The sequence below is a fragment of the Pseudomonas lopnurensis genome (assembly GCF_015070855.1).
GTDB lineage: Bacteria > Pseudomonadota > Gammaproteobacteria > Pseudomonadales > Pseudomonadaceae > Stutzerimonas > Stutzerimonas lopnurensis.
This window is the reverse complement of the sequence record NZ_JADDIX010000098.1, coordinates 20,080-39,306: the sequence shown is the minus strand read 5'-3', so window position 1 is coordinate 39,306 and position 19,227 is coordinate 20,080. Positions and strand designations below refer to the sequence as shown.

Sequence of the window (19,227 nt, the reverse complement as noted above, 5' to 3'; positions counted from 1 at the left end):
GCACGGACCTGGAACGGAATACGAGGGCTGCCCGGCGACGCTACGAGGGGGTAGTGGAGCACGCTTCGAGGCGATGGCTGAAGCGTGGTTTCGGCCAAAAGGCCAGCGCCTCAGGCAATCTTCCCGGAGAGCCGATCGCCGCTAGCGGTGCCGGGCGCTTGTCCGTTGCCGTCGAGCAATGCCAGGCGCACGCTGACCCGGAAGCAGCTACCCAGGCCCGGTCGCGACTGCTGATCGAGCTGGCCACCGAGCACCTCGGTCAGCCCGCGGCTGATCGCCAGGCCGATGCCGAGGCCGCCATAGCGGCGGGTCATGGAACCATCCACCTGGCGGAACTGGTGATAAAGGAAGGCTTCATCGGCATCGCTGAAACCGATACCGGTGTCGATGACCTCGACCTGCAGCATCAGCTGCCGCGGCACCACCAGATAGCCGCCGAAACGCAGCGTCACGCCCCCTCGCGCCGTGAACTTGAGGGCGTTGTCGAGCAGGTGGGCAATACTCTGTTCGAGCTTTTCGCCATCGCCGAACACCCCGTCCGGCAGGTTGTCGGCGAACTCCAGCTCGAAGCCCAGGCCCTTGTCGCGAGCCCGCGGGGCGAATCGCTGCTGCAGGCGCTCGCCGGTTTCGCGCAAGCTGAAGGCGATGTCGTGCGGCCGCAGCTTGCCGGCGCGCATCTCACTGAGCACGAGGATATTGTTGACCAGCCGCATCATGTCCCGTGCCGAGCCGCTGGCGATGCGCTGGTACTGCTGCCGTTCCTCGGGCGTTTCCGAGGCCGGCAGCAGTTCGAGCGCGCCCATCACACCCATCATCGGCGTGCGCAGCTCATGGCTGATGTTGGAGAGGAACTCGTCCTTGAGTCGGTTGCTCTCGGCCAGTTCGCGGTTCAGTTGTTCCAGTTCGGCGCGCGCGGTTTCGAGAATCCTGGCGCGTTCGTCCTTGAGGGTATTGATGCGATCGGCCAGCGCCATCGACAGCAGCACCACTTCCAGCGCCGCCCCCAATTGGCTGGCATACATCGTCAGAAAGGTGTTGGGCAGATAGCCCAGCACCATCAGGCTGTTGATCTGCCCGCCGATCAGCAACGCGCTCCAGGCGATGATGAAGTAGCGCGCCACGCGCATGCCGCGCAGCCAGGCGAGAATGCCGGCGGCGAACACCACCAGCGTGAACAGCAGCGCCAGGGCGGTGGCCAGGCGCAGCGCCATGCCATAACCCACCGTCAGCGAAAGTACGATCACCACCACGGCAGAGCCGATCATCAACCGCAGCAGCCAGTCGATCCAGCGACTGTGCTCGGCCGTGCGCAGGAAGCTGCGCGTGAACAGGCAACCGAACAGCGCCGCGGCACCGATCAGCAAGGGCGTCGCGGCGTTGGTCCACCAGGGCCGGTCCGGCCAGAGAAACTGCACGCCGGCGCCGTTCACCGAGACCTGATAGAGGCCGAACGCGGCGATGTAGAGGATGTAGTACAGGTAGCTGGGGTCGCGGATGCTGATATAGATGAACAGGTTGTAGACCAGCATCGCCAGCAACACGCCATAGATCATGCCCAGCACGTAGAGGCGTCCGGGCTGGGCTTCGAGGTAGGCGTGATGCGACCAGAGGCTCAGCGGCACCTGGATCGAACCCTCGCTCTGCACCCGCAGGTACACCCGCTGCACGCGATCGGCCGGCAGTTCGACCTCGAACAGGTAGTTGCCCTGGCCGATCTCGCGGCTGGCCCAGGGCCGGGTGTCGCCGGTATCGCGCACCAGCCGGTAACCGCCCTGGTCATCGGGCAGGTAGAGCTGCAGGCTGTCCAGCGGCGGATAGGCCACTTCCAGCAACCAGCGCCGCGCGCCCTGCGCGGTCAGCGGCCGATAGTGCAGGTCGACGCGCAGCCAGTGCACGGAACGGGAATAGCCGGCATTGAGCACGGCCGTGCGATGAGGCTGGAAACGGTTAGCGAACGCTGGCGACGCGACGTCGTCGATCAGCGCCTCGCCGAGCGGGTCCTCGAACACCTGCATGTGCTGCCCGAGAGGCAGGTGGCGGGTTCGTTCGTCGAGCTCGACGGCAGCGGCCAGGGCGGGCAAAAGCGCCAAAATGAACAGAAGAACGTGCCGCATGGTGCCTCGTGCAGGCCTGGCGGCGATCGCAAGCGCTTCACGAATCGCACTACGCAGTCCAAAATCAAATTGCCAGCAATCTACCACAGCGACCCGGCAGCCGGAAAAGCGGGCAGCGGCCAAAGAACGCATTCCGATGGCCGGGCGGGAAGCCGGCGGCGGTAGGACGCACAACTGCGCGTCCCGTCGTCATCGTTTGGTGATAAGCTCGCACGCCATGAAAAAGCCTACTTCCCGCCCCGTCGTCCTCTGTCTTTCCGGCCACGATCCCAGTGGCGGCGCCGGCCTGCAGGCGGACATCGAAGCCCTGCTCGCCCAGGGCTGCCATGCCGCACCGACGGTCACCGCGCTGACCGTGCAGGATACCGTCGACGTCTCCGATTTCCGCGTGCTCGACCGCCAATGGGTGCTGGCCCAGGCCCATGCGGTGATCGCCGACCTGCCGATCGCGGCGGTCAAGCTGGGCATGCTCGGCTCGGTGGAGATGGTCGAGACCGTCCTCGAAATCATGCGCGAGCTGCCCGGCGTGCCGCTGGTCTGCGATCCGGTACTGCGTGCCGGCGGCGGCGGTGCGCTGGGCAAGGACGACGTCGGCTATGCCATGCGCGAGCGGCTGTTCCCGCTGGCCGCCATCGCCACGCCGAACCTGCCGGAAGCACGCATCCTCGCCGAACTGCCCGAAGGCAGCGCCGACGAGTGCGCCGAACGCCTGCTGCCGCATATCCGCCATCTGCTGATCACCGGCGGCCACGGCGATGAAAGCGAAGTGCACAACCGCCTGTACTGCCGCGATGGCAGTCGCCACGATTTCACCTGCGCGCGCCTGCCCGGCAGCTATCACGGCTCCGGCTGCACCCTGGCCAGCACCCTCGCCGGCCGCCTGGCGCTGGGCGAAGCGCTGACCAGCGCGGTCAAGTCCGCGCTCGATTACACCTGGCGCACCCTGCGTGACGCCGAAGCCCCAGGCCACGGCCAGTACATCCCGCGGCGCCTGCCGCTGGACCTGGCCTGACGGGAGAGCTGAGCATGAAGGAAACCATCCGGCTTCGCGGCCTCTACGCGATCACCGACAGCCAGCTACTGGCCGAGGGGCGCCTGCTGTCCTATGTCGAAGCCGCGCTCAAGGGTGGCGCCCGTCTGCTGCAATACCGCGACAAGTCCGGCGACGACGCCCGTCGCCTGCGCGAAGCCGACGCCCTGCAGGAACTCTGCGCCCGTCATGGCGCGCGGCTGATCATCAATGACGACGCCGAACTGGCCGCACGCCTGGGCGTCGGCCTGCACCTGGGCCAGGAAGACGGCTCGCTGTCCGCCGCGCGCGCCCTGCTCGGGCGCCAGGCGATCATCGGCGCCACCTGCCATGCGCAACTGGCGCTGGCCGAGCAGGCGATCGCCGAAGGCGCCAGCTACATCGCCTTCGGCCGCTTCTTCGATTCCCGGACCAAGCCCGGTGCGCCGGCCGCCAGCGCCGAGCTGCTGCAGCAGGCCCGCGCGCGCTTCAGCCAGCCGATCGCCGCCATCGGCGGCATTACCCTGGAGACCGCGCCGCAGCTGATCGCCCAGGGCGCCAGCCTGATCGCCGTGATTCACGCGCTGTTCGCCGCCGACTCCGCCGCCGAGGTGCAGCGCCGCGCCGAAGCCTTCGCCCAGTTGTTCGCCACCCCCTGATTTCCAACGGCGGACCGCACCGACGCGGGCCCGCCCCATGTATTCGCGAGGCCCCGCATGTCCCGTTCCGAAACCCTCTTCGCCAGCGCCCAGACCCACATCCCCGGCGGCGTCAACTCACCGGTGCGCGCCTTCCGCAGCGTCGGCGGCACGCCGCTGTTCCTCAAGCACGCCGCCGGCGCCTATGTGATCGACGAGGACGACAAGCGCTACGTCGACTACGTCGGCTCCTGGGGTCCGATGATCCTCGGCCACAGCCATCCGCAGGTGCTCGACGCGGTACGCCGCCAGCTCGAGCACGGACTGTCCTATGGCGCCCCGACCGCAATGGAAACCGAAATGGCCGAGCGGGTCTGCAGCCTGGTGCCGTCGATGGAGATGGTGCGCATGGTCAGCTCCGGCACCGAGGCGACCATGAGCGCGATCCGCCTGGCCCGCGGCTACACCGGCCGCGACGCCATCATCAAGTTCGAAGGCTGCTACCACGGCCATTCCGACAGCCTGCTGGTCAAGGCCGGTTCCGGCGCGCTGACCCAGGGCGTGCCCAGCTCGGCGGGCGTGCCGGCGGACTTCGCCAAACACACCCTGACCCTGGCCTACAACGACCTCGCCGAAGTCGAAGCCACGCTCAAGGAAAAAGGCCAGCAGGTGGCCTGCATCATCGTCGAGCCGGTGGCCGGCAACATGAACTGCGTGCCGCCGGCGCCGGGCTTCCTCGAAGGTCTGCGCAGCCTGTGCGACGCGCACGGCGTGGTGCTGATCTTCGACGAGGTGATGACCGGTTTCCGCGTCGCCCTCGGCGGCGCTCAGGCTTACTACGGCGTGACGCCGGACCTGTCGACCTTCGGCAAGATCATCGGTGGCGGCATGCCGGTCGGCTGTTTCGGCGGCAAGCGCGCGATCATGGAGCGGATCGCGCCGCTCGGCCCGGTCTACCAGGCGGGCACCCTGTCGGGCAATCCGCTGGCCATGGCCGCCGGCCTGACCACCCTCGAGCTGATCAGCCGCCCCGGCTTCCATGCCGAGCTGAGCGACTACACCAGCCGCATGCTGCAGGGCCTGCAGGATCGGGCCGATGCCGCCGGCATTCCCTTCGTCACCACCCAGGTGGGCGGCATGTTCGGCCTGTATTTCAGCGGCGCCGACGACATCGTCACCTTCGCCGATGTGATGGCCAGCGATGCCGACCGCTTCAAGCGCTTCTTCCACCTGATGCTCGAGGGCGGCGTCTACCTGGCGCCGAGCGCCTTCGAGGCCGGCTTCACCTCCATCGCCCACGGCGAGACCGAACTTGCGATCACCCTGGAGGCGGCCGAGCGCGCCTTCGCCAGGCTCAAGTGAACCCGATGGAGCTGCTGCAGGCCCTCCTGCTGACCCTGACCGCCGGCGCCAGCGCGGCGTGCGTCGGCCGCGCCCGCCGTGCCCATGGCGAAGCCGACCAGCCGGCGTTGTTCAGCGCCCTGCTGGGTTTCGTCCTCATCGCGGCCAGCGGCGCCCTCGGCGTGGCCGGCTCCGCGGGGATGGCCGCGCAGGAGGCGCAGCAATGGCTGGAGCGCGCCAGTACGCTGCTGGGCCTGCCATTGATCGGCCTGGCCATGCTGACCCTGGCGCGCGGCTGGGCCTGGAGCCGGCCGAACTGGGGGCGCGTGGTGATCGGACTCTGCGTATTCTTCGAACTGGCGCGACTGCTCGGCTGGAGCACGCCGTATGCGCTCGGCCTGATACTGGCCAGCGCCCTGCTGGCATTCCATGCCGGCCTGCTGCAGTGGCCGGCCCGCCTGCCGAGCGCGGCGGGACTGGGCGCGGCCATCCTGCTGCTGGCCGGCATGCCCATGGAGGGCATGGCGCTGGAGAACCCATTGAGTGCCTATCGGCCGCTGCTGCTGGCACTGGCCAGCCCGCTGGCGGCCTGGCTGTTGCTCCGATTGCCGGGTAGCGCACGCGAGGCTCCGGGCAGCGCTGCATAATAAGGCGCTTGTCCGAGCAAGCTGTTGCGGGTGCACGTACCGCCGTAGGAGCGGGCCATGCCCGCGAATGTTCAGTGCGCAAAAGCTTCGTGGGCATCGACTCGGCGTCCCCGCCCGTTCCTACGAACGCTCAGAACGCCGCCGTACTTCGAGCAATCGGGCGCTCGCGGGTAGGTTGGCGCTGAGCGCAGTGAAGCCCAACTGGCATGGACATGAAACGTGTTGGGCTTCGTCGCTTCGCGCCTCAACCCAACCTACGGCGTATGGCGCCCATGCAACACGCAAGTGGGACATAGCCCTAATAAAGGCCTCTAAAGGCTTTGTAAGCGGACTGCAGCTTATCCATAATGTGACAGCTGCCTCGTTTCGCAGTCCAAACTCATTATCGCCCTGATTCCCGAGGCGCCAGATTTCATGACCCGCACCGGCCGCATCCTGTCTTTGGGCTGTCTGCTGCTTCTCTCGCCTCTGGCGGCCTTGGCCGGCGGCAATACCCTGCTGATCCCGGCAACGGCCCGCTGTGCGCTCAACACCGTTCCCGAAGAACTCCCCGAAGCCCTGCGCGCCTGCCAGCAGGCCGCCAGCGAAGGCGACCTGCAAGCCGCCTACGAGCTGGGCGAGTTCCACTACGACGGGCGCCGCGCGCCGCGCGATCTGGCTCAGGCGCTGCACTGGTTCGAGCAGGCCTCGCTGGGCGGCCATGCCGCGGCACAGCACCGGCTCGGGGTGATGTTCTTCCGCGGCGAAGGGGTCAAGGCCAACAACGTGCAGGCCTATATCGTCCTGAAGATGGCCGCGGTCAACGGCGAGGAAGACGCGCTGGATACCGCCGACCGGGTCTCCGCGCAGATGCGCCGCGACGAGCTGGAAATCGCCACCCAGGTGCTCGGGCAGATTTTCCGCGACTACCTGATGGAGCTGCAGGCCGCCGAAGGCCGCGGCCCGTTCCGCCCGTAGCGTGAGCGGGGCCGCCTCTCGCCAGACGAGACGTAGACCGGGCGGGGCCGCCGAGGTTGAGCGCAGCGAAAGCCCGGCAAGCGGGGCGTCGCGTCGCGGCCGGGTCGTTGGGCTCCGGCGTCATGCGCCTCGACCCAACTGCGCATCGGTGCGGGACGTCCTCCCAAGGCCGCCTCTCTCGCCCTGCCCTCCAGCCTCCAGCGCTTTTATCGACCGCCCACGCTTTTATCGGCTTATCCCTGGCCCTATAATCCCCGGTCATTTTTTGCACAACGCCGGCCCGTAACATGACCCGCAAGCTTTTCATCGAAACCCATGGCTGCCAGATGAACGAGTACGACAGCTCGCGCATGGTGGACCTGCTGGGCGAACACCAGGCCATGGAAATCACCGAGAACCCGGCCGAAGCCGACGTGATCCTCCTCAATACCTGCTCGATCCGCGAAAAGGCCCAGGAAAAGGTCTTCTCGCAACTGGGCCGCTGGCGTGAACTGAAACAGGACAACCCGCAACTGGTGATCGGCGTCGGCGGCTGCGTGGCCAGCCAGGAAGGCGCGGCGATTCGCGATCGCGCACCCTATGTCGACGTGGTCTTCGGCCCACAGACGCTGCACCGCCTGCCGGAAATGATCGACGCCGCGCGCACCACCAGGAAGCCGCAGGTGGACATCTCCTTCCCCGAGATCGAGAAGTTCGACCGCCTGCCCGAGCCACGTGTCGACGGCCCCAGCGCCTTCGTCTCGGTGATGGAAGGCTGCAGCAAGTACTGCACCTTCTGCGTGGTGCCCTACACCCGCGGCGAGGAAGTCAGCCGGCCGCTGGCCGACGTGCTGGCGGAGGTCGTCCACCTGGCCGAGAACGGCGTGAAGGAGGTCACCCTGCTGGGGCAGAACGTCAACGGCTATCGCTTCGACGGCCACGACTTCGCCGACCTGCTGCACGCGGTGGCGGCCATCGACGGCATCGGCCGCATCCGCTACACCACCAGCCACCCGCTGGAATTCTCCGACGCCATCATCCAGGCCCATGCCGACATCCCGCAGCTGGTGAAATACCTGCACCTGCCGGTGCAGGCCGGCTCCGATCGGGTGCTGGCGGCGATGAAACGCAACCACACCGCGCTGGAATACAAGTCGCGCATCCGCCGGCTGAAGGCGGCGGTGCCGGACATCCTGATCAGCTCGGACTTCATCGTCGGCTTCCCCGGCGAGACCGACCGGGACTTCGAGCAGACCATGAAGCTGATCGAGGACGTCGGCTTCGACTTCTCCTACTCCTTCGTCTACAGCGCGCGCCCCGGCACCCCGGCGGCGGATCTCGTCGACGACACCCCGGACGAGGTGAAGAAGCAGCGCCTGGCGATCCTGCAGCAGCGCATCAACCAGCAGGGCTTCGAGAACAGCCGACGGATGGTGGGCACCACCCAGCGCATCCTCGTCAGCGACTACTCGAAGAAGGACCCCGGCATGCTCCAGGGCCGCACCGAGCACAACCGCATCGTCAACTTCCGCTGCGACACCCCGCGCCTGATCGGCCAGTTCGTCGACGTGCACATCGACGACGCCCTGCCGCACTCCCTGCGTGGCACCTTGCTGGGCTAGGCTGCACGCGAGCCTAGGGTGGATGTCGTCTTCTACATCCACCGTGACCCCGCTCGTCGGGTCGGTGAAGCGCGACCCGACCTACAGCTGCAAGCGGATCAGCGTGCGGGCCGGAGCCCAAAGTCCGTCAGGCTTTTTCTTGCAGCTTATGGCTTGCAGCTTCAAGCTGCTTTTTTCGCTATTCTTTCTTCCATCATTTCGCCGAACCCGGCCATACATAAAAGCCCTTGAACGCACCCATAGAACCTCATCGTTTCACCCTCGAACCCTTTGAAGCCCGTCGCTTCGCCAATCTCTGCGGCCAATTCGACGAGCATCTGCGCCTGATCGAACAGCGCCTGGAGCTGGAAATCCGCAACCGCGGCAACCAGTTCGAGCTGATCGGCCCGGCCAACGTGGCCAAGTCCGCGGAAAACCTGCTGCGCCGCCTGTACCGGGAAACCAAGACCACCGAGCTGTCCCCGGACATGGTGCACCTGTACCTGCAGGAATCCGGGATGGAAGACCTGGCCAACCCGAACGCCCACCAGGGCGTCACCCTGCGCACCCGCAAGGGCAACATCCGTCCGCGCGGCGCCAACCAGCAGCGTTACGTCAAGGCCATCCTCGACAACGACATCAACTTCGGCGTCGGTCCTGCCGGCACCGGCAAGACCTACCTGGCCGTGGCCTGCGCGGTGGACGCGCTGGAGCGCGAGCAGGTGCGCCGCATCCTGCTGGTGCGTCCGGCGGTGGAAGCCGGCGAGAAGCTCGGCTTCCTGCCCGGCGACCTGGCGCAGAAGATCGACCCCTACCTGCGCCCGCTGTACGACGCGCTCTACGAAATGCTCGGTTTCGAGCACGTGGCGCGGCTGATCGAGAAGCAGGTGATCGAGATCGCGCCGCTGGCCTACATGCGCGGGCGCACCCTGAACAACAGCTTCATCATCCTCGACGAAAGCCAGAACACCACCCAGGAACAGATGAAGATGTTCCTCACCCGCATCGGCTTCGGCTCCACCGCGGTGATCACCGGCGACATCACCCAGGTCGACCTGCCACGCGGCACCAAGAGCGGCCTGGCCCACGTGATCAAGGTACTCAAGGACGTCAACGGCATCAGCTTCACCCACTTCAAGCCCAAGGACGTGGTACGCCATCCGCTGGTGCAGCGCATCGTCGAGGCCTACGAGTCCTTCGAAGCCAGCCCGGCCCAGGCGGGCAAGCGCGGCGGCCAGGAAAACGCCGGTGATTGAGCTCGACCTGCAACGTGCCAGCGGCGCCGCCGCCCCTGACGAAACGGATTTCCAGCGCTGGTGCGAACTGGCGCTGCGCCAGCGCAGCGGCGATTCCGAGCTGACCATCCGCCTGGTGGACGAGGCCGAAGGCCGCGAATTGAATCGCACCTGGCGGCACAAGGACTACGCTACCAACGTGCTGTCGTTTCCTGCGGATGTCCCGGACGAATTGCTCGACATCCCCCTGCTCGGCGACCTGGTGATCTGCGTACCGGTGGTCGAACGCGAGGCGGCCGAACAGGGCAAGGCGCCGGCGGCGCACTGGGCGCACCTGGTCATCCACGGCTGCCTGCATCTGCTCGGTTACGACCATATCGAAGATGCCGAGGCCGAGGAAATGGAAGACCTGGAACGCCAGTTGCTGGCCGAACTGGGGCATCCCGATCCCTACACCGACGAACAGCCCGAAACGGGCACCGCAAGGACTCCCGAGTCAAACACATGAGCGAAGACCGATCGATCAGCGGGCAGAAGACCTGGCTGGAAAAAATCACCCAGGCTTTTGCCCATGAGCCGAAAAATCGCCAGGAATTGCTGGAAATCCTGCGCGAAGCCCATCAGAACAAGCTGCTCGACAACGAGGCGCTGGCCATCGTCGAAGGCGCCATCCAGGTCGCCGACCTGCAGGTACGCGACATCATGGTGCCGCGCTCGCAGGTGATGAGCATCAAGGCCGACCAGTCGCCGAAGGAGTTCCTCCCGGCGATCATCTCGGCCGCGCACTCGCGCTACCCGGTGATCGGCGAGAGCCTCGACGAGGTGATCGGCGTGCTGCTGGCCAAGGACCTGCTGCCGCTGATCCTCAAGGACGACCAGCAGAACTTCGACATCAAGGACCTGCTGCGCCCGGCCACCTTCGTGCCCGAATCCAAGCGTCTCAACGTGCTGCTGCGCGAATTCCGCGCCAACCACAACCACATGGCCATCGTCATCGACGAGTACGGCGGCGTGGCCGGCCTGGTGACCATCGAGGACGTGCTGGAGCAGATCGTCGGCGACATCGAGGACGAGCACGACGTCGAGGAAGACAGCTACATCCGTCCGCTGCCCAGCGGCGACTTCCTGGTCAAGGCGCTGACGCCGATCGACAGCTTCAACGACTACTTCGGCAGCGCCTTCCCCGACGACGAGTTCGACACCGTCGCCGGTCTGGTGATGAGCACCTTCGGCCACCTGCCCAAGCGCAACGAAATCACCGAGATCGACGGTTTCCGCGTGCGCGTGCTCAATGCCGACAGTCGCCGCGTGCACATGCTTCGCTTCAGCCGGCTCGGCGACTGAGCGGCCCATCAGCCTGGGCGGCTTCGGTGAGCTTTTCGCTTTTAGTTGCAGCTTGACGCTTGCGGCTTGAAGCTTGCCCCTCCTCTCCTAGCATGAGTGATCGCATGAAGTTGCTGTTTCGCCCCGGCTGGCCGGGCAACCTGCTGGCGCTGGCCGCCGGCGCGCTGACCACCCTGTCGCTGGCGCCGTTCGACTTCTGGCCGCTGGCGCTGCTGTCCATCGCCCTGCTCTACCTCGGGCTGGGCGAAGCCACACCGAAGCAGGCGGCGCAACGCGGCTGGTGCTACGGCTTCGGCCTGTTCGCCTCCGGCGTCAGTTGGGTCTACGTCAGCATCCACGACTTCGGTGCAGCCTCGCCGGCACTGGCGGGCCTGCTGACGCTGGGCTTCGTCGCCGGGCTGGCGCTGTTCTTCGCCCTGCTCGGCTGGCTCTGGGCACGCCTGCTGCGCAACCGCCACACACCGCTGGGCGATGCCCTGGCCTTCGCCGCGCTCTGGCTGGCGCTCGATGCGCTGCGCGGCTGGATCCTCACCGGCTTTCCCTGGCTCTACAGCGGCTACAGCCAGCTCGACGGCCCGCTGGCAGGGCTGGCGCCGATCGGCGGAATCTGGCTGCTGACCTTCGTCATCGCCCTCAGCGCCGCGCTGCTGGTCGCGCTGCCGCGGCTGCTGGCCGACAAACCGCGCCTGGTCGCAGGCATCGTGCTGCTGATCGCACCGTGGCTCGCGGGCCTGGCGCTGCAGGGGCATGCCTGGACCACCGCCAAGGGCGAAGCGCTGAGCGTCGCCGCGGTGCAGGGCAACGTCGAGCAGAGCATGAAGTGGGACCCGAAGAAGCTGGAAATGCAGCTGCTGCTCTACCGCGACATGACTTTCCGCAGCCGCCCGGCGCAACTGATCGTCTGGCCGGAAACCGCGGTGCCGATCCTCAAGGAACATGCCGAAGGCTACCTGTCGATGATGGCCGGCTTCGCCGAACAACGTGATGCGGCGCTGATCACCGGCGTGCCGGTGCGCCAGCCGAACGCGGACGGCGAACTGCGTTACTACAACGGCCTGACCACGGCCGGAGACGGCGCCGGGGTCTATCTCAAGCAGAAGCTGGTGCCCTTCGGCGAATACGTGCCGCTGCAGGACCTGCTGCGCGGGCTGATCGCCTTCTTCGACCTGCCCATGTCCGACTTCGCCCGCGGCGAGCCGGGCCAGCCGCTGCTGCAGGCCAAGGGCCTGCAGATCGCGCCCTACATCTGCTACGAGGTGGTCTATCCGGAGTTCGCCGCCGGGCTGGCGGCGCAGAGCGACCTGCTGCTGACGGTGAGCAACGACGCCTGGTTCGGCCGCTCCATCGGCCCGCTGCAACACCTGCAGATGGCGCAGATGCGCGCCCTGGAAGCCGGCCGCTGGATGATCCGCGCCACCAACAACGGCATCACCGTGCTGATCGACCCCCAGGGGCGGATCACCGAACAGATCCCGCAGTTCGAGCAGGCCGTGCTCTACGGCGAAGTCACGCCGATGCAGGGCCTGACGCCCTACCTGCGCTGGCGTTCGTGGCCGCTGATCGCGATCTGCACCCTGCTGCTCGGCTGGGCGCTGCTCAGGCGCAAGGCGTAGGTTGGGTTGAGCTGCGAAGCAGCGAAGCCCAACATTGCAGGGCCGAGCCCGGCAGAGAGGCCCCACGACGCAACGAATCCGTCGCCTGTGGCCTCGTCCGTTGGGCTTCGCGGAGCTCAACCCAACCTACGGCCAGGACACGCATCGAGCGCGCCGTTCCCTCACTCGCCTTCCGCACCATAGACGAGCGGGTACACCAGCATCCCGACGGCTTCGTTGAGCAGCATGCCGTTCTGCCAGAAGGCCTTGGCTTCCGGCAGCCAGCCGCCCAGGGGGCGCGCATTGTGTCCGCCCATGAAGCCCATCGGCGCGGCGATCACCTCGAGACCGTTCTGCTCGAAGCACCAGCGCGAACGCGGCATGTGCGCCGCCGAAGTCACCAGCACCACCGTCTCGATACCGGCGCCACGGAGCATCTCGGCGCTGAATACGGCATTTTCCCAGGTGGTGCGGCTGCGCTCCTCGAGCCAGCGGGTCGGCACGCCGAAATCCCGCTGCAGCACCTCGGCGCCGAGCATCGCCTCGCTCGGCGGCTGGCCGTAGTGCAGGCCGCCACTGGTGAGGACCGGCAGGCCGGTTGCCTTCGCCAGGCGCGCGGCATAACGCAAGCGTTCGAGAGCGACATGGCTCGGCTGATCGCCGCCCCACGCCGGATCGGCCTGCTCTCGCCCGCCCCCCAGCACCACGATGGCGCCTGCTCGCTCGCGCAGGCCCGGCCATTGCGCCGCGCTCAGCGCCGGCTCGCCTTCGATCGCCCGCGCCGCCCATTCCACGGTGACCGGCAAGCTCATCAGCCACAGCCCGCCGAATCCCGTGACGAAACACAATGCCGCCAACCGCGGCGCCCGCCGGCGCAGCCACCAGCCCAGCAGCAACAGCAGCAACAGGCCGCCCGGCGGCAGCAGCAATTGCTTGAAAAAATAACGAATCGGCATCCCGCCTCCCGCTGTCAAAACCGCAACTCTAACGGCAGCGGTGGCATTTGTCGGGAGTTCGTTCAGTGACCATCGCGCTATGGCGCTACTGTGCAACGGTCATTCGATAAAAAGCGCTGGAGGCTGGAAAGCTGGACGAAAAAACGCCCGTTTTCACTCGGACCGCTTGTCCCCCAGCCTTCCAGCGCTGTTTTCGGCTCTTTGCGCGCATAGCGCGATCGCCCCGGTTCAGTGACGCGGATAGGTATGCAGGCGTTGCCGCGCGCGCAGCAATTGCGATCCGCAGGCCGGGCACCTGGCCGGTCCCGCCCCTTCGGGCCAGGGCACCTCGGTGTCGCACAGGGCGCAGCTGAGCGCCTGCTTCAATGCCAGCGGCGCGTGCTTGCGCCCATTGTGGCGCGGGCGACTGGCGCCCCGCACGCCGGGACGCAGCGCCTGCCGCGACAGATGCGCCTGTTCCTCGGCCGCCGCGTGCCAGCCCGACAACCATTGGGAGTCGCGCTGCAGATAGGCCCTGATCAACTCGAACTCCGCCGGGGTCAGCCCGCGAACCTCCAACTCGCCGCCATGGCTGCTGCTTCGCTCCGCCTCCTGCAGCGCCAGGCTCAAGCGCTGCAGCACCCGCGCATAGAGATTGCTGTCCTCCGCTTGCGGCTCTCTGTCCATCAAACTCACCTCGTATTCATCCCGCCCCCTGAACCAAGCGTAGCTCAGCCTGGGCGCCTCGAACCCGGCACGACGGACGGAGCCCCGGCGCGGCGGCAAATCGGGTTTCCCTAGGCCGCGGGGGGTCATGTATGCTACGGCGCTTCCATGCCCTCCGCCCGCCGCCCACCGGCAACGGTTCGCGCCAGGTCCACAGGACCCGCCCACCGAGCCTGTGCCGCCGCACCCGTGGAGAGCCAGCCCTCTTTTCCAACGCCAGTAGCCATGCACGAACAGTATCAGCCCCGCGAAATCGAAGCCGCCGCGCAGTCCCACTGGGATGCGAACAAATCCTTTGAAGTGAGCGAGCAGCCCGGCAAGGACACCTTCTACTGCCTGTCGATGTTCCCCTACCCCAGCGGCAAGCTGCACATGGGCCACGTGCGCAACTACACCATCGGCGACGTGATCGCGCGCTACCAGCGCATGCAGGGCAAGAACGTGCTGCAGCCGATGGGCTGGGACGCCTTCGGCATGCCGGCGGAAAACGCTGCGATGAAGAACCAGGTGGCGCCGGCCAAGTGGACCTACGAGAACATCGCCTACATGAAGGCCCAGTTGAAGAGCCTGGGGCTGGCGGTCGACTGGACGCGCGAAGTCACCACCTGCAAGCCCGATTACTATCGCTGGGAACAGTGGCTGTTCACCCGCCTGTACCAAAAGGGCGTGATCTACCGCAAGAACGGCACCGTCAACTGGGACCCGGTCGACCAGACCGTGCTGGCCAACGAGCAGGTCATCGACGGCCGCGGCTGGCGCTCCGGCGCGCTGATCGAGAAGCGCGAAATCCCGATGTACTACTTCAAGATCACCGCCTATGCGGACGAACTCTTGAGCAGCCTGGACGAGTTGGACGGCTGGCCTGAACAGGTCAAGACCATGCAGCGCAACTGGATCGGCAAGTCGCGCGGCATGGAAATCAGCTTCCCCTATGACGTCGCCAGCATCGGCAGCGACGGCGTGATGAAGGTCTTCACCACCCGTCCCGACACGCTGATGGGTGCCACCTACGTCGCTGTTGCAGCCGAGCACCCGCTGGCCACCCTGGCCGCGCAGAACGACCCCGAACTGCAGGCCTTCATCGACGAGTGCAAGCGCGGCGGCGTCGCCGAAGCCGACATCGCCACCCAGGAAAAGAAAGGCCTGCCCACGTCCCTGCGCGTGCAGCACCCCCTGACCGGCGAGCTGCTGCCGGTGTGGGTCGCCAACTACGTGCTGATGAACTACGGCGAGGGCGCGGTGATGGCCGTGCCGGCGCACGACGAGCGCGATTTCGAGTTCGCCGGCAAGTACGGCCTGCCGATCAAGCCGGTGGTGCGCACCCGCTTCGGCGACCAGACCCCGGCACCCTGGCAGGACGCCTATGGCGAACACGGCGAGCTGATCAACTCCGGCGTCTTCGACGGCCTCGACTTCGAAGGCGCCTTCGATGCCATCGAGGTGGCGCTGCAGAAGAAAGGCCTCGGCCAGGCGCGCACCCAGTTCCGCCTGCGCGACTGGGGCATCAGCCGCCAGCGCTACTGGGGCTGCCCGATCCCGATCATCCACTGCCAGACCTGCGGCGACGTGCCGGTCCCGGAAGACCAGTTGCCCGTCGTGCTGCCCGAAGACGTGGTACCGGACGGCGCCGGCAGCCCGCTGGCGCGGATGCCCGAATTCTACGAATGCAGCTGCCCGAAATGCGGCGCGCCAGCCAAGCGCGAGACCGACACCATGGACACCTTCGTCGAGTCGTCCTGGTACTTCGCCCGCTACGCCAGCCCGAACTACGCACAGGGCATGGTCGACCCGGCCGCCGCCAACCACTGGCTGCCGGTGGATCAGTACATCGGCGGCATCGAGCATGCCATCCTGCACCTGCTCTACGCGCGCTTCTTCCACAAGCTGATGCGCGACGAGGGCCTGCTGAGCTCCAACGAGCCGTTCAAGAACCTGCTGACCCAGGGCATGGTGGTTGCCGAGACCTACTACCGCACCCTGGAAAACGGTGGCAAGGACTGGTTCAACCCCGCCGACGTGATCGTCGAGCGTGACGCCAAGGCCAAGGTGATCGGCGCGAAGCTGGCCAGCGACGGCCTGCCGGTGGAAATCGGCGGCACCGAGAAGATGTCCAAGTCGAAGAACAACGGCGTCGACCCGCAGGCGATGATCGATGCCTACGGCGCCGACACCTGCCGCCTGTTCATGATGTTCGCTTCGCCGCCGGACATGAGCCTGGAGTGGTCCGACTCCGGCGTCGAGGGCGCCAGCCGCTTCCTGCGCCGCGTCTGGCGCCTCGCCCAGGCCCATGTCAGCGCCGGCCTGCCGGGCACGCTGGACGTTACCAGCCTGAGCGACGAACAGAAGGCCGTACGCCGTGCGATTCACCTGGCCATCAAGCAGGCCAGCGTCGATGTCGGCCAGCACCACAAGTTCAATACCGCCATCGCCCAGGTGATGACACTGATGAACGTGCTGGAAAAGGCCGCTGCCGCCACCGACCAGGACCGCGCCCTGCTGCACGAAGGCCTGGAAGCCGTCGCCCTGCTGCTGGCACCGATCACCCCGCACATCTGCCACGAACTCTGGCAGCGACTGGGCAACAGCGGCGCGATCATCGACGCCCAGTGGCCGCAGGTGGATGAATCCGCCCTGGTGCAGGACAGCCTGACGCTGGTGGTGCAGGTCAACGGCAAGCTGCGCGGCCAGATCGAAGTGCCGGCCAGTGCCAGCCGCGAAGAGGTCGAGGCCACCGCGCGCGCCAACGAAAACGTACTGCGCTTCACCGAGGGCCTGGCGATCCGCAAGGTCATCGTGGTGCCGGGCAAACTGGTCAATATCGTCGCAAACTGATCCAGCCCGGCGCATGCGCCGGGACAGCAAGGGGATAACAAGATGATCAAGCGGAATCTGGTGGTACTGGGCCTGTCCCTGCTGCTGAGTGCCTGCGGCTTTCAGCTGCGCGGCACCGGCGACGTGGAATTCGGCCTCAAGGAAATCGACCTGCAGGCGCGCAACAGCTACGGCGAGACGGTGCAGCAGCTCGAGGCCCTGCTCGAAAGCAATGACGTGCGCGTTCACCCCGGCGCCAAGTACAGCCTCAACCTCGCCAACGAGCAGACCCGTCGGCGCACCGCCAGCTACACCAGTTCGGCCCGCAGCGCCGAATACGAGCTCACCAGCGTGCTCGACTACGAATTCCGCGGCCCGCAGAACCTGCTGCTGCTCGAAGACAGCGTCGAAGTGCAGAAGGTCTACGTGCACGACAGCAACAACCTGATCGGCTCGTCCCAGGAAGGCGACCAGCTGCGCCAGGAAATGCGTCGTGAAATGCTGCAGCAACTGGTCATGCGCATCCAGCGCATCACCCCGGCCCAGCTCGACAGCCTGCAACAGGAGGCCGAAGCCAGGGCCCGCGCCGAAGCCGAAGCGCTGGAGGCCGCACGCCGCGCCCAGGACGCGCAGCCGCAACAATCGCCCATCCAGCTGCCCATCCAGTGATGCGCACGGGGGCCGCCAGGCCCCCGTCATCCTTTCCATGAAGCTTTCTCCCGCCCAGCTCGGTAAACACCTGCAAGGCACCCTGGCGCCCGTCTACGTCGTGTGCGGCGACGAGCACCTGCTCTGCCAGGAGGCCTGCGACGCCATTCGCGGCGCGACTCGCGCGCAGGGCTTCAGCGAGCGCCAGGTGTTCAACGTGGACAGCGGCTTCGACTGGAACCAACTGATCGAGGCCGGTGCCAGCCTTTCCCTGTTCGCCGAGAAGCGCCTGCTCGAACTGCGCATCCCCAACGGCAAGCCCGGCGACAAGGGCGCCGCGGCGCTGCTGGAATACCTGGCCAGGCCCGCGGAAGACACCGTGCTGCTGATCAGCCTGCCCAAGCTCGACGGCAGCACGCAGAAGACCAAATGGGCCAAGGCGCTGATCGATGGCAAGGACGTGCAGTTCCTGCAGATCTGGCCGGTGGATGCCGCGCAGCTGCCGCAGTGGATTCGCCAGCGTCTGTCCCAGGCCGGGCTGTCCGCCGACCAGGAAGCGGTGGAACTGATCGCCGCCCGGGTCGAAGGTAATCTGCTCGCAGCCGCCCAGGAAATCGAGAAACTCAAGCTGCTCGCCGAGGGCGGCCAGGTCACCGCCGATACCGTGCAGGCCGCAGTGGCCGACAGCGCGCGCTATGACGTCTTCGGCCTGATCGACGCCGCCTTGCACGGCCAGGCGGCCCATGCCCTGCACATGCTCGATGGCCTGCGCGGCGAGGGCGTCGAGGCACCGGTGATTCTCTGGGCGCTGGCCCGCGAGCTGCGCCTCTTGGCCAACATCGCCCAGCAGTACGACCAGGGCATTGCGCTGGAGCGCGCCTTCAGCCAGGCCCGCCCGCCAGTCTGGGACAAGCGTCGCCCACTGGTCTCCAAGGCCCTGCAACGCCACAGCGCCGCGCGCTGGAGCCAGCTGCTGACGGATGCGCAGCGCGTCGATGCGCAGATCAAGGGCCAGGCCGAAGGCGATCCCTGGATCGGCCTGGCCAATATCTGCCTGCAGCTGAGCGGGCGGCGGATCGGAGTCTAGCTTGGAGCTACGAGCTTGCGGCTCCAGAGCGATCGCGCTGTGGCGTTATTCCGCAACGGTCTTCGATGAAAGCGCGGGAGGCCGGAAAGCTGGACGAAAAAACGCCGGTTTTCGCTCGGACTCGAGCCGTTTGACGTTCAGCCTCCTGGCCGTAGGGCGGGTGCAACCCGCCGATTCGGAGTTGATTTTGGCACCGTCCGCGCGGGTTTCACCCGCCCTACAGTTCTGCCGAAGCTTGAAGCTTGAAGCTTGAAGCTTGAAGCTTGAAGCCTAAGAGCATCGCCCCGCAGAGCCCATTTCAAGCTTGCGTTTCTACATCTGGACATTTTTTGCACAACGCCTATGATGCCCTCGCCCGATCCCAGGCAAGCCAGAGGGTAATCGCATGAGCAAGAGTCGAAAACGGCCGAACAAGGCCAAGCACCTGGTGACGCAGCCACTGTTTCGCAGTCGCCGGGAAACGCCGAAAAAAGGCAAAGGCAGCTACCGCCGCGAAGCCTCCCAGTCCACCCACTGGGAGGCTTCGGTCCATCTGGCGGCCTAAAAAGCCAAGAGAATCAAAG

17 protein-coding genes are annotated in these 19,227 nt (G+C 66.5%); 14 read left to right on the top strand and 3 right to left on the bottom strand.

The window, feature by feature from the left end; translation table 11 throughout:
- Nucleotides 1–110 precede the first annotated feature (110 nt).
- Nucleotides 111–2,114, bottom strand: coding sequence for a sensor histidine kinase (locus tag IN820_RS20305; RefSeq protein WP_193682699.1), 2,004 nt, complete (start codon nucleotides 2,112–2,114; stop codon nucleotides 111–113).
- A 217-nt stretch (nucleotides 2,115–2,331) separates the two neighbouring features.
- Here IN820_RS20305 and IN820_RS20300 point away from each other — a divergent pair, with 217 nt between their 5' ends.
- The 10 genes from IN820_RS20300 to lnt all read left to right on the top strand — a co-directional run bounded on the left by IN820_RS20300 (nucleotide 2,332) and on the right by lnt (nucleotide 12,478).
- Nucleotides 2,332–3,126, top strand: a complete 795-nt coding sequence (locus IN820_RS20300) for a hydroxymethylpyrimidine/phosphomethylpyrimidine kinase (protein ID WP_193682698.1) — start codon at nucleotides 2,332–2,334, stop codon at nucleotides 3,124–3,126.
- Nucleotides 3,127–3,152: 26 nt separating this feature from the next.
- Nucleotides 3,153–3,782 (top strand): thiamine phosphate synthase, encoded by a 630-nt coding sequence (gene thiE / locus IN820_RS20295; RefSeq protein ID WP_193682809.1) that lies wholly within the window; start codon nucleotides 3,153–3,155, stop codon nucleotides 3,780–3,782.
- Nucleotides 3,783–3,839: 57 nt separating this feature from the next.
- A complete protein-coding gene (gene hemL, locus IN820_RS20290) occupies nucleotides 3,840–5,123 on the top strand; it encodes a glutamate-1-semialdehyde 2,1-aminomutase (protein ID WP_193682697.1) in 1,284 nt (427 codons plus the stop codon).
- Between the two features lie 5 nt (nucleotides 5,124–5,128).
- Complete coding sequence (locus IN820_RS20285; protein ID WP_193682696.1) at nucleotides 5,129–5,749, top strand: hypothetical protein; 621 nt, start codon at nucleotides 5,129–5,131, stop codon at nucleotides 5,747–5,749.
- A gap of 414 nt (nucleotides 5,750–6,163) precedes the next feature.
- Nucleotides 6,164–6,706 (top strand): tetratricopeptide repeat protein, encoded by a 543-nt coding sequence (locus IN820_RS20280; RefSeq protein WP_193682695.1) that lies wholly within the window; start codon nucleotides 6,164–6,166, stop codon nucleotides 6,704–6,706.
- Between the two features lie 287 nt (nucleotides 6,707–6,993).
- Nucleotides 6,994–8,307: a tRNA (N6-isopentenyl adenosine(37)-C2)-methylthiotransferase MiaB gene (miaB, locus tag IN820_RS20275; RefSeq protein ID WP_193682694.1), complete on the top strand. Its 1,314-nt coding sequence runs from the start codon at nucleotides 6,994–6,996 to the stop codon at nucleotides 8,305–8,307.
- 227 nt (nucleotides 8,308–8,534) lie between these two features.
- The gene (locus IN820_RS20270; protein WP_193682693.1) at nucleotides 8,535–9,542 is read left to right on the top strand and encodes a PhoH family protein; all 1,008 of its coding nucleotides are present in this window, start codon (nucleotides 8,535–8,537) and stop codon (nucleotides 9,540–9,542) included.
- The gene (gene ybeY, locus IN820_RS20265) at nucleotides 9,535–10,029 is read left to right on the top strand and encodes an rRNA maturation RNase YbeY (protein WP_193682692.1); all 495 of its coding nucleotides are present in this window, start codon (nucleotides 9,535–9,537) and stop codon (nucleotides 10,027–10,029) included. The genes IN820_RS20270 and ybeY overlap by 8 nt, the downstream gene beginning before the upstream one ends.
- Entirely contained in the window at nucleotides 10,026–10,865 is an 840-nt protein-coding gene (locus tag IN820_RS20260) for an HlyC/CorC family transporter (RefSeq protein ID WP_193682691.1), read from the top strand. Before ybeY ends, IN820_RS20260 begins: the two co-directional genes overlap by 4 nt.
- 104 nt (nucleotides 10,866–10,969) lie before the next feature.
- Nucleotides 10,970–12,478: an apolipoprotein N-acyltransferase gene (gene lnt / locus IN820_RS20255; protein ID WP_193682690.1), complete on the top strand. Its 1,509-nt coding sequence runs from the start codon at nucleotides 10,970–10,972 to the stop codon at nucleotides 12,476–12,478.
- A 161-nt stretch (nucleotides 12,479–12,639) separates the two neighbouring features.
- On the opposite strand, the gene IN820_RS20250 is transcribed toward lnt, so the two are convergent.
- Nucleotides 12,640–13,413, bottom strand: coding sequence for a YdcF family protein (locus IN820_RS20250; RefSeq protein ID WP_193682689.1), 774 nt, complete (start codon nucleotides 13,411–13,413; stop codon nucleotides 12,640–12,642).
- Nucleotides 13,414–13,641: 228 nt separating this feature from the next.
- Nucleotides 13,642–14,079: a hypothetical protein gene (locus IN820_RS20245; protein WP_193682688.1), complete on the bottom strand. Its 438-nt coding sequence runs from the start codon at nucleotides 14,077–14,079 to the stop codon at nucleotides 13,642–13,644.
- Nucleotides 14,080–14,343: 264 nt separating this feature from the next.
- On the opposite strand from IN820_RS20245, the gene leuS reads away from it, so the two are divergent.
- The 4 genes from leuS (at nucleotide 14,344) to arfA (ending at nucleotide 19,208) form a co-directional block, all read left to right on the top strand.
- On the top strand, nucleotides 14,344–16,950 hold the full coding sequence (gene leuS, locus IN820_RS20240) for a leucine--tRNA ligase (protein WP_193682687.1): 2,607 nt from the start codon (nucleotides 14,344–14,346) through the stop codon (nucleotides 16,948–16,950).
- Nucleotides 16,951–16,992: 42 nt separating this feature from the next.
- Nucleotides 16,993–17,598: an LPS-assembly lipoprotein LptE gene (locus IN820_RS20235; protein WP_193682686.1), complete on the top strand. Its 606-nt coding sequence runs from the start codon at nucleotides 16,993–16,995 to the stop codon at nucleotides 17,596–17,598.
- Between the two features lie 37 nt (nucleotides 17,599–17,635).
- Entirely contained in the window at nucleotides 17,636–18,664 is a 1,029-nt protein-coding gene (gene holA, locus IN820_RS20230) for a DNA polymerase III subunit delta (protein WP_193682685.1), read from the top strand.
- A 385-nt stretch (nucleotides 18,665–19,049) separates the two neighbouring features.
- Nucleotides 19,050–19,208, top strand: coding sequence for an alternative ribosome rescue factor ArfA (arfA, locus tag IN820_RS20225; RefSeq protein ID WP_193682684.1), 159 nt, complete (start codon nucleotides 19,050–19,052; stop codon nucleotides 19,206–19,208).
- The last annotated feature ends 19 nt before the right edge of the window (nucleotides 19,209–19,227 follow it).

Coding starts and splice junctions, on each gene's coding strand:
- IN820_RS20305 (WP_193682699.1), bottom strand. CDS start 2,114: ATGCGGCACGTTCTTCTGTTCATTTTGGCGCTTTTGCCCGCCCTGGCC.
- IN820_RS20300 (WP_193682698.1), top strand. CDS start 2,332: ATGAAAAAGCCTACTTCCCGCCCCGTCGTCCTCTGTCTTTCCGGCCAC.
- hemL (WP_193682697.1), top strand. CDS start 3,840: ATGTCCCGTTCCGAAACCCTCTTCGCCAGCGCCCAGACCCACATCCCC.
- IN820_RS20285 (WP_193682696.1), top strand. CDS start 5,129: ATGGAGCTGCTGCAGGCCCTCCTGCTGACCCTGACCGCCGGCGCCAGC.
- IN820_RS20280 (WP_193682695.1), top strand. CDS start 6,164: ATGACCCGCACCGGCCGCATCCTGTCTTTGGGCTGTCTGCTGCTTCTC.
- miaB (WP_193682694.1), top strand. CDS start 6,994: ATGACCCGCAAGCTTTTCATCGAAACCCATGGCTGCCAGATGAACGAG.
- IN820_RS20260 (WP_193682691.1), top strand. CDS start 10,026: ATGAGCGAAGACCGATCGATCAGCGGGCAGAAGACCTGGCTGGAAAAA.
- lnt (WP_193682690.1), top strand. CDS start 10,970: ATGAAGTTGCTGTTTCGCCCCGGCTGGCCGGGCAACCTGCTGGCGCTG.
- IN820_RS20250 (WP_193682689.1), bottom strand. CDS start 13,413: ATGCCGATTCGTTATTTTTTCAAGCAATTGCTGCTGCCGCCGGGCGGC.
- IN820_RS20245 (WP_193682688.1), bottom strand. CDS start 14,079: ATGGACAGAGAGCCGCAAGCGGAGGACAGCAATCTCTATGCGCGGGTG.
- leuS (WP_193682687.1), top strand. CDS start 14,344: ATGCACGAACAGTATCAGCCCCGCGAAATCGAAGCCGCCGCGCAGTCC.
- IN820_RS20235 (WP_193682686.1), top strand. CDS start 16,993: ATGATCAAGCGGAATCTGGTGGTACTGGGCCTGTCCCTGCTGCTGAGT.
- holA (WP_193682685.1), top strand. CDS start 17,636: ATGAAGCTTTCTCCCGCCCAGCTCGGTAAACACCTGCAAGGCACCCTG.
- arfA (WP_193682684.1), top strand. CDS start 19,050: ATGAGCAAGAGTCGAAAACGGCCGAACAAGGCCAAGCACCTGGTGACG.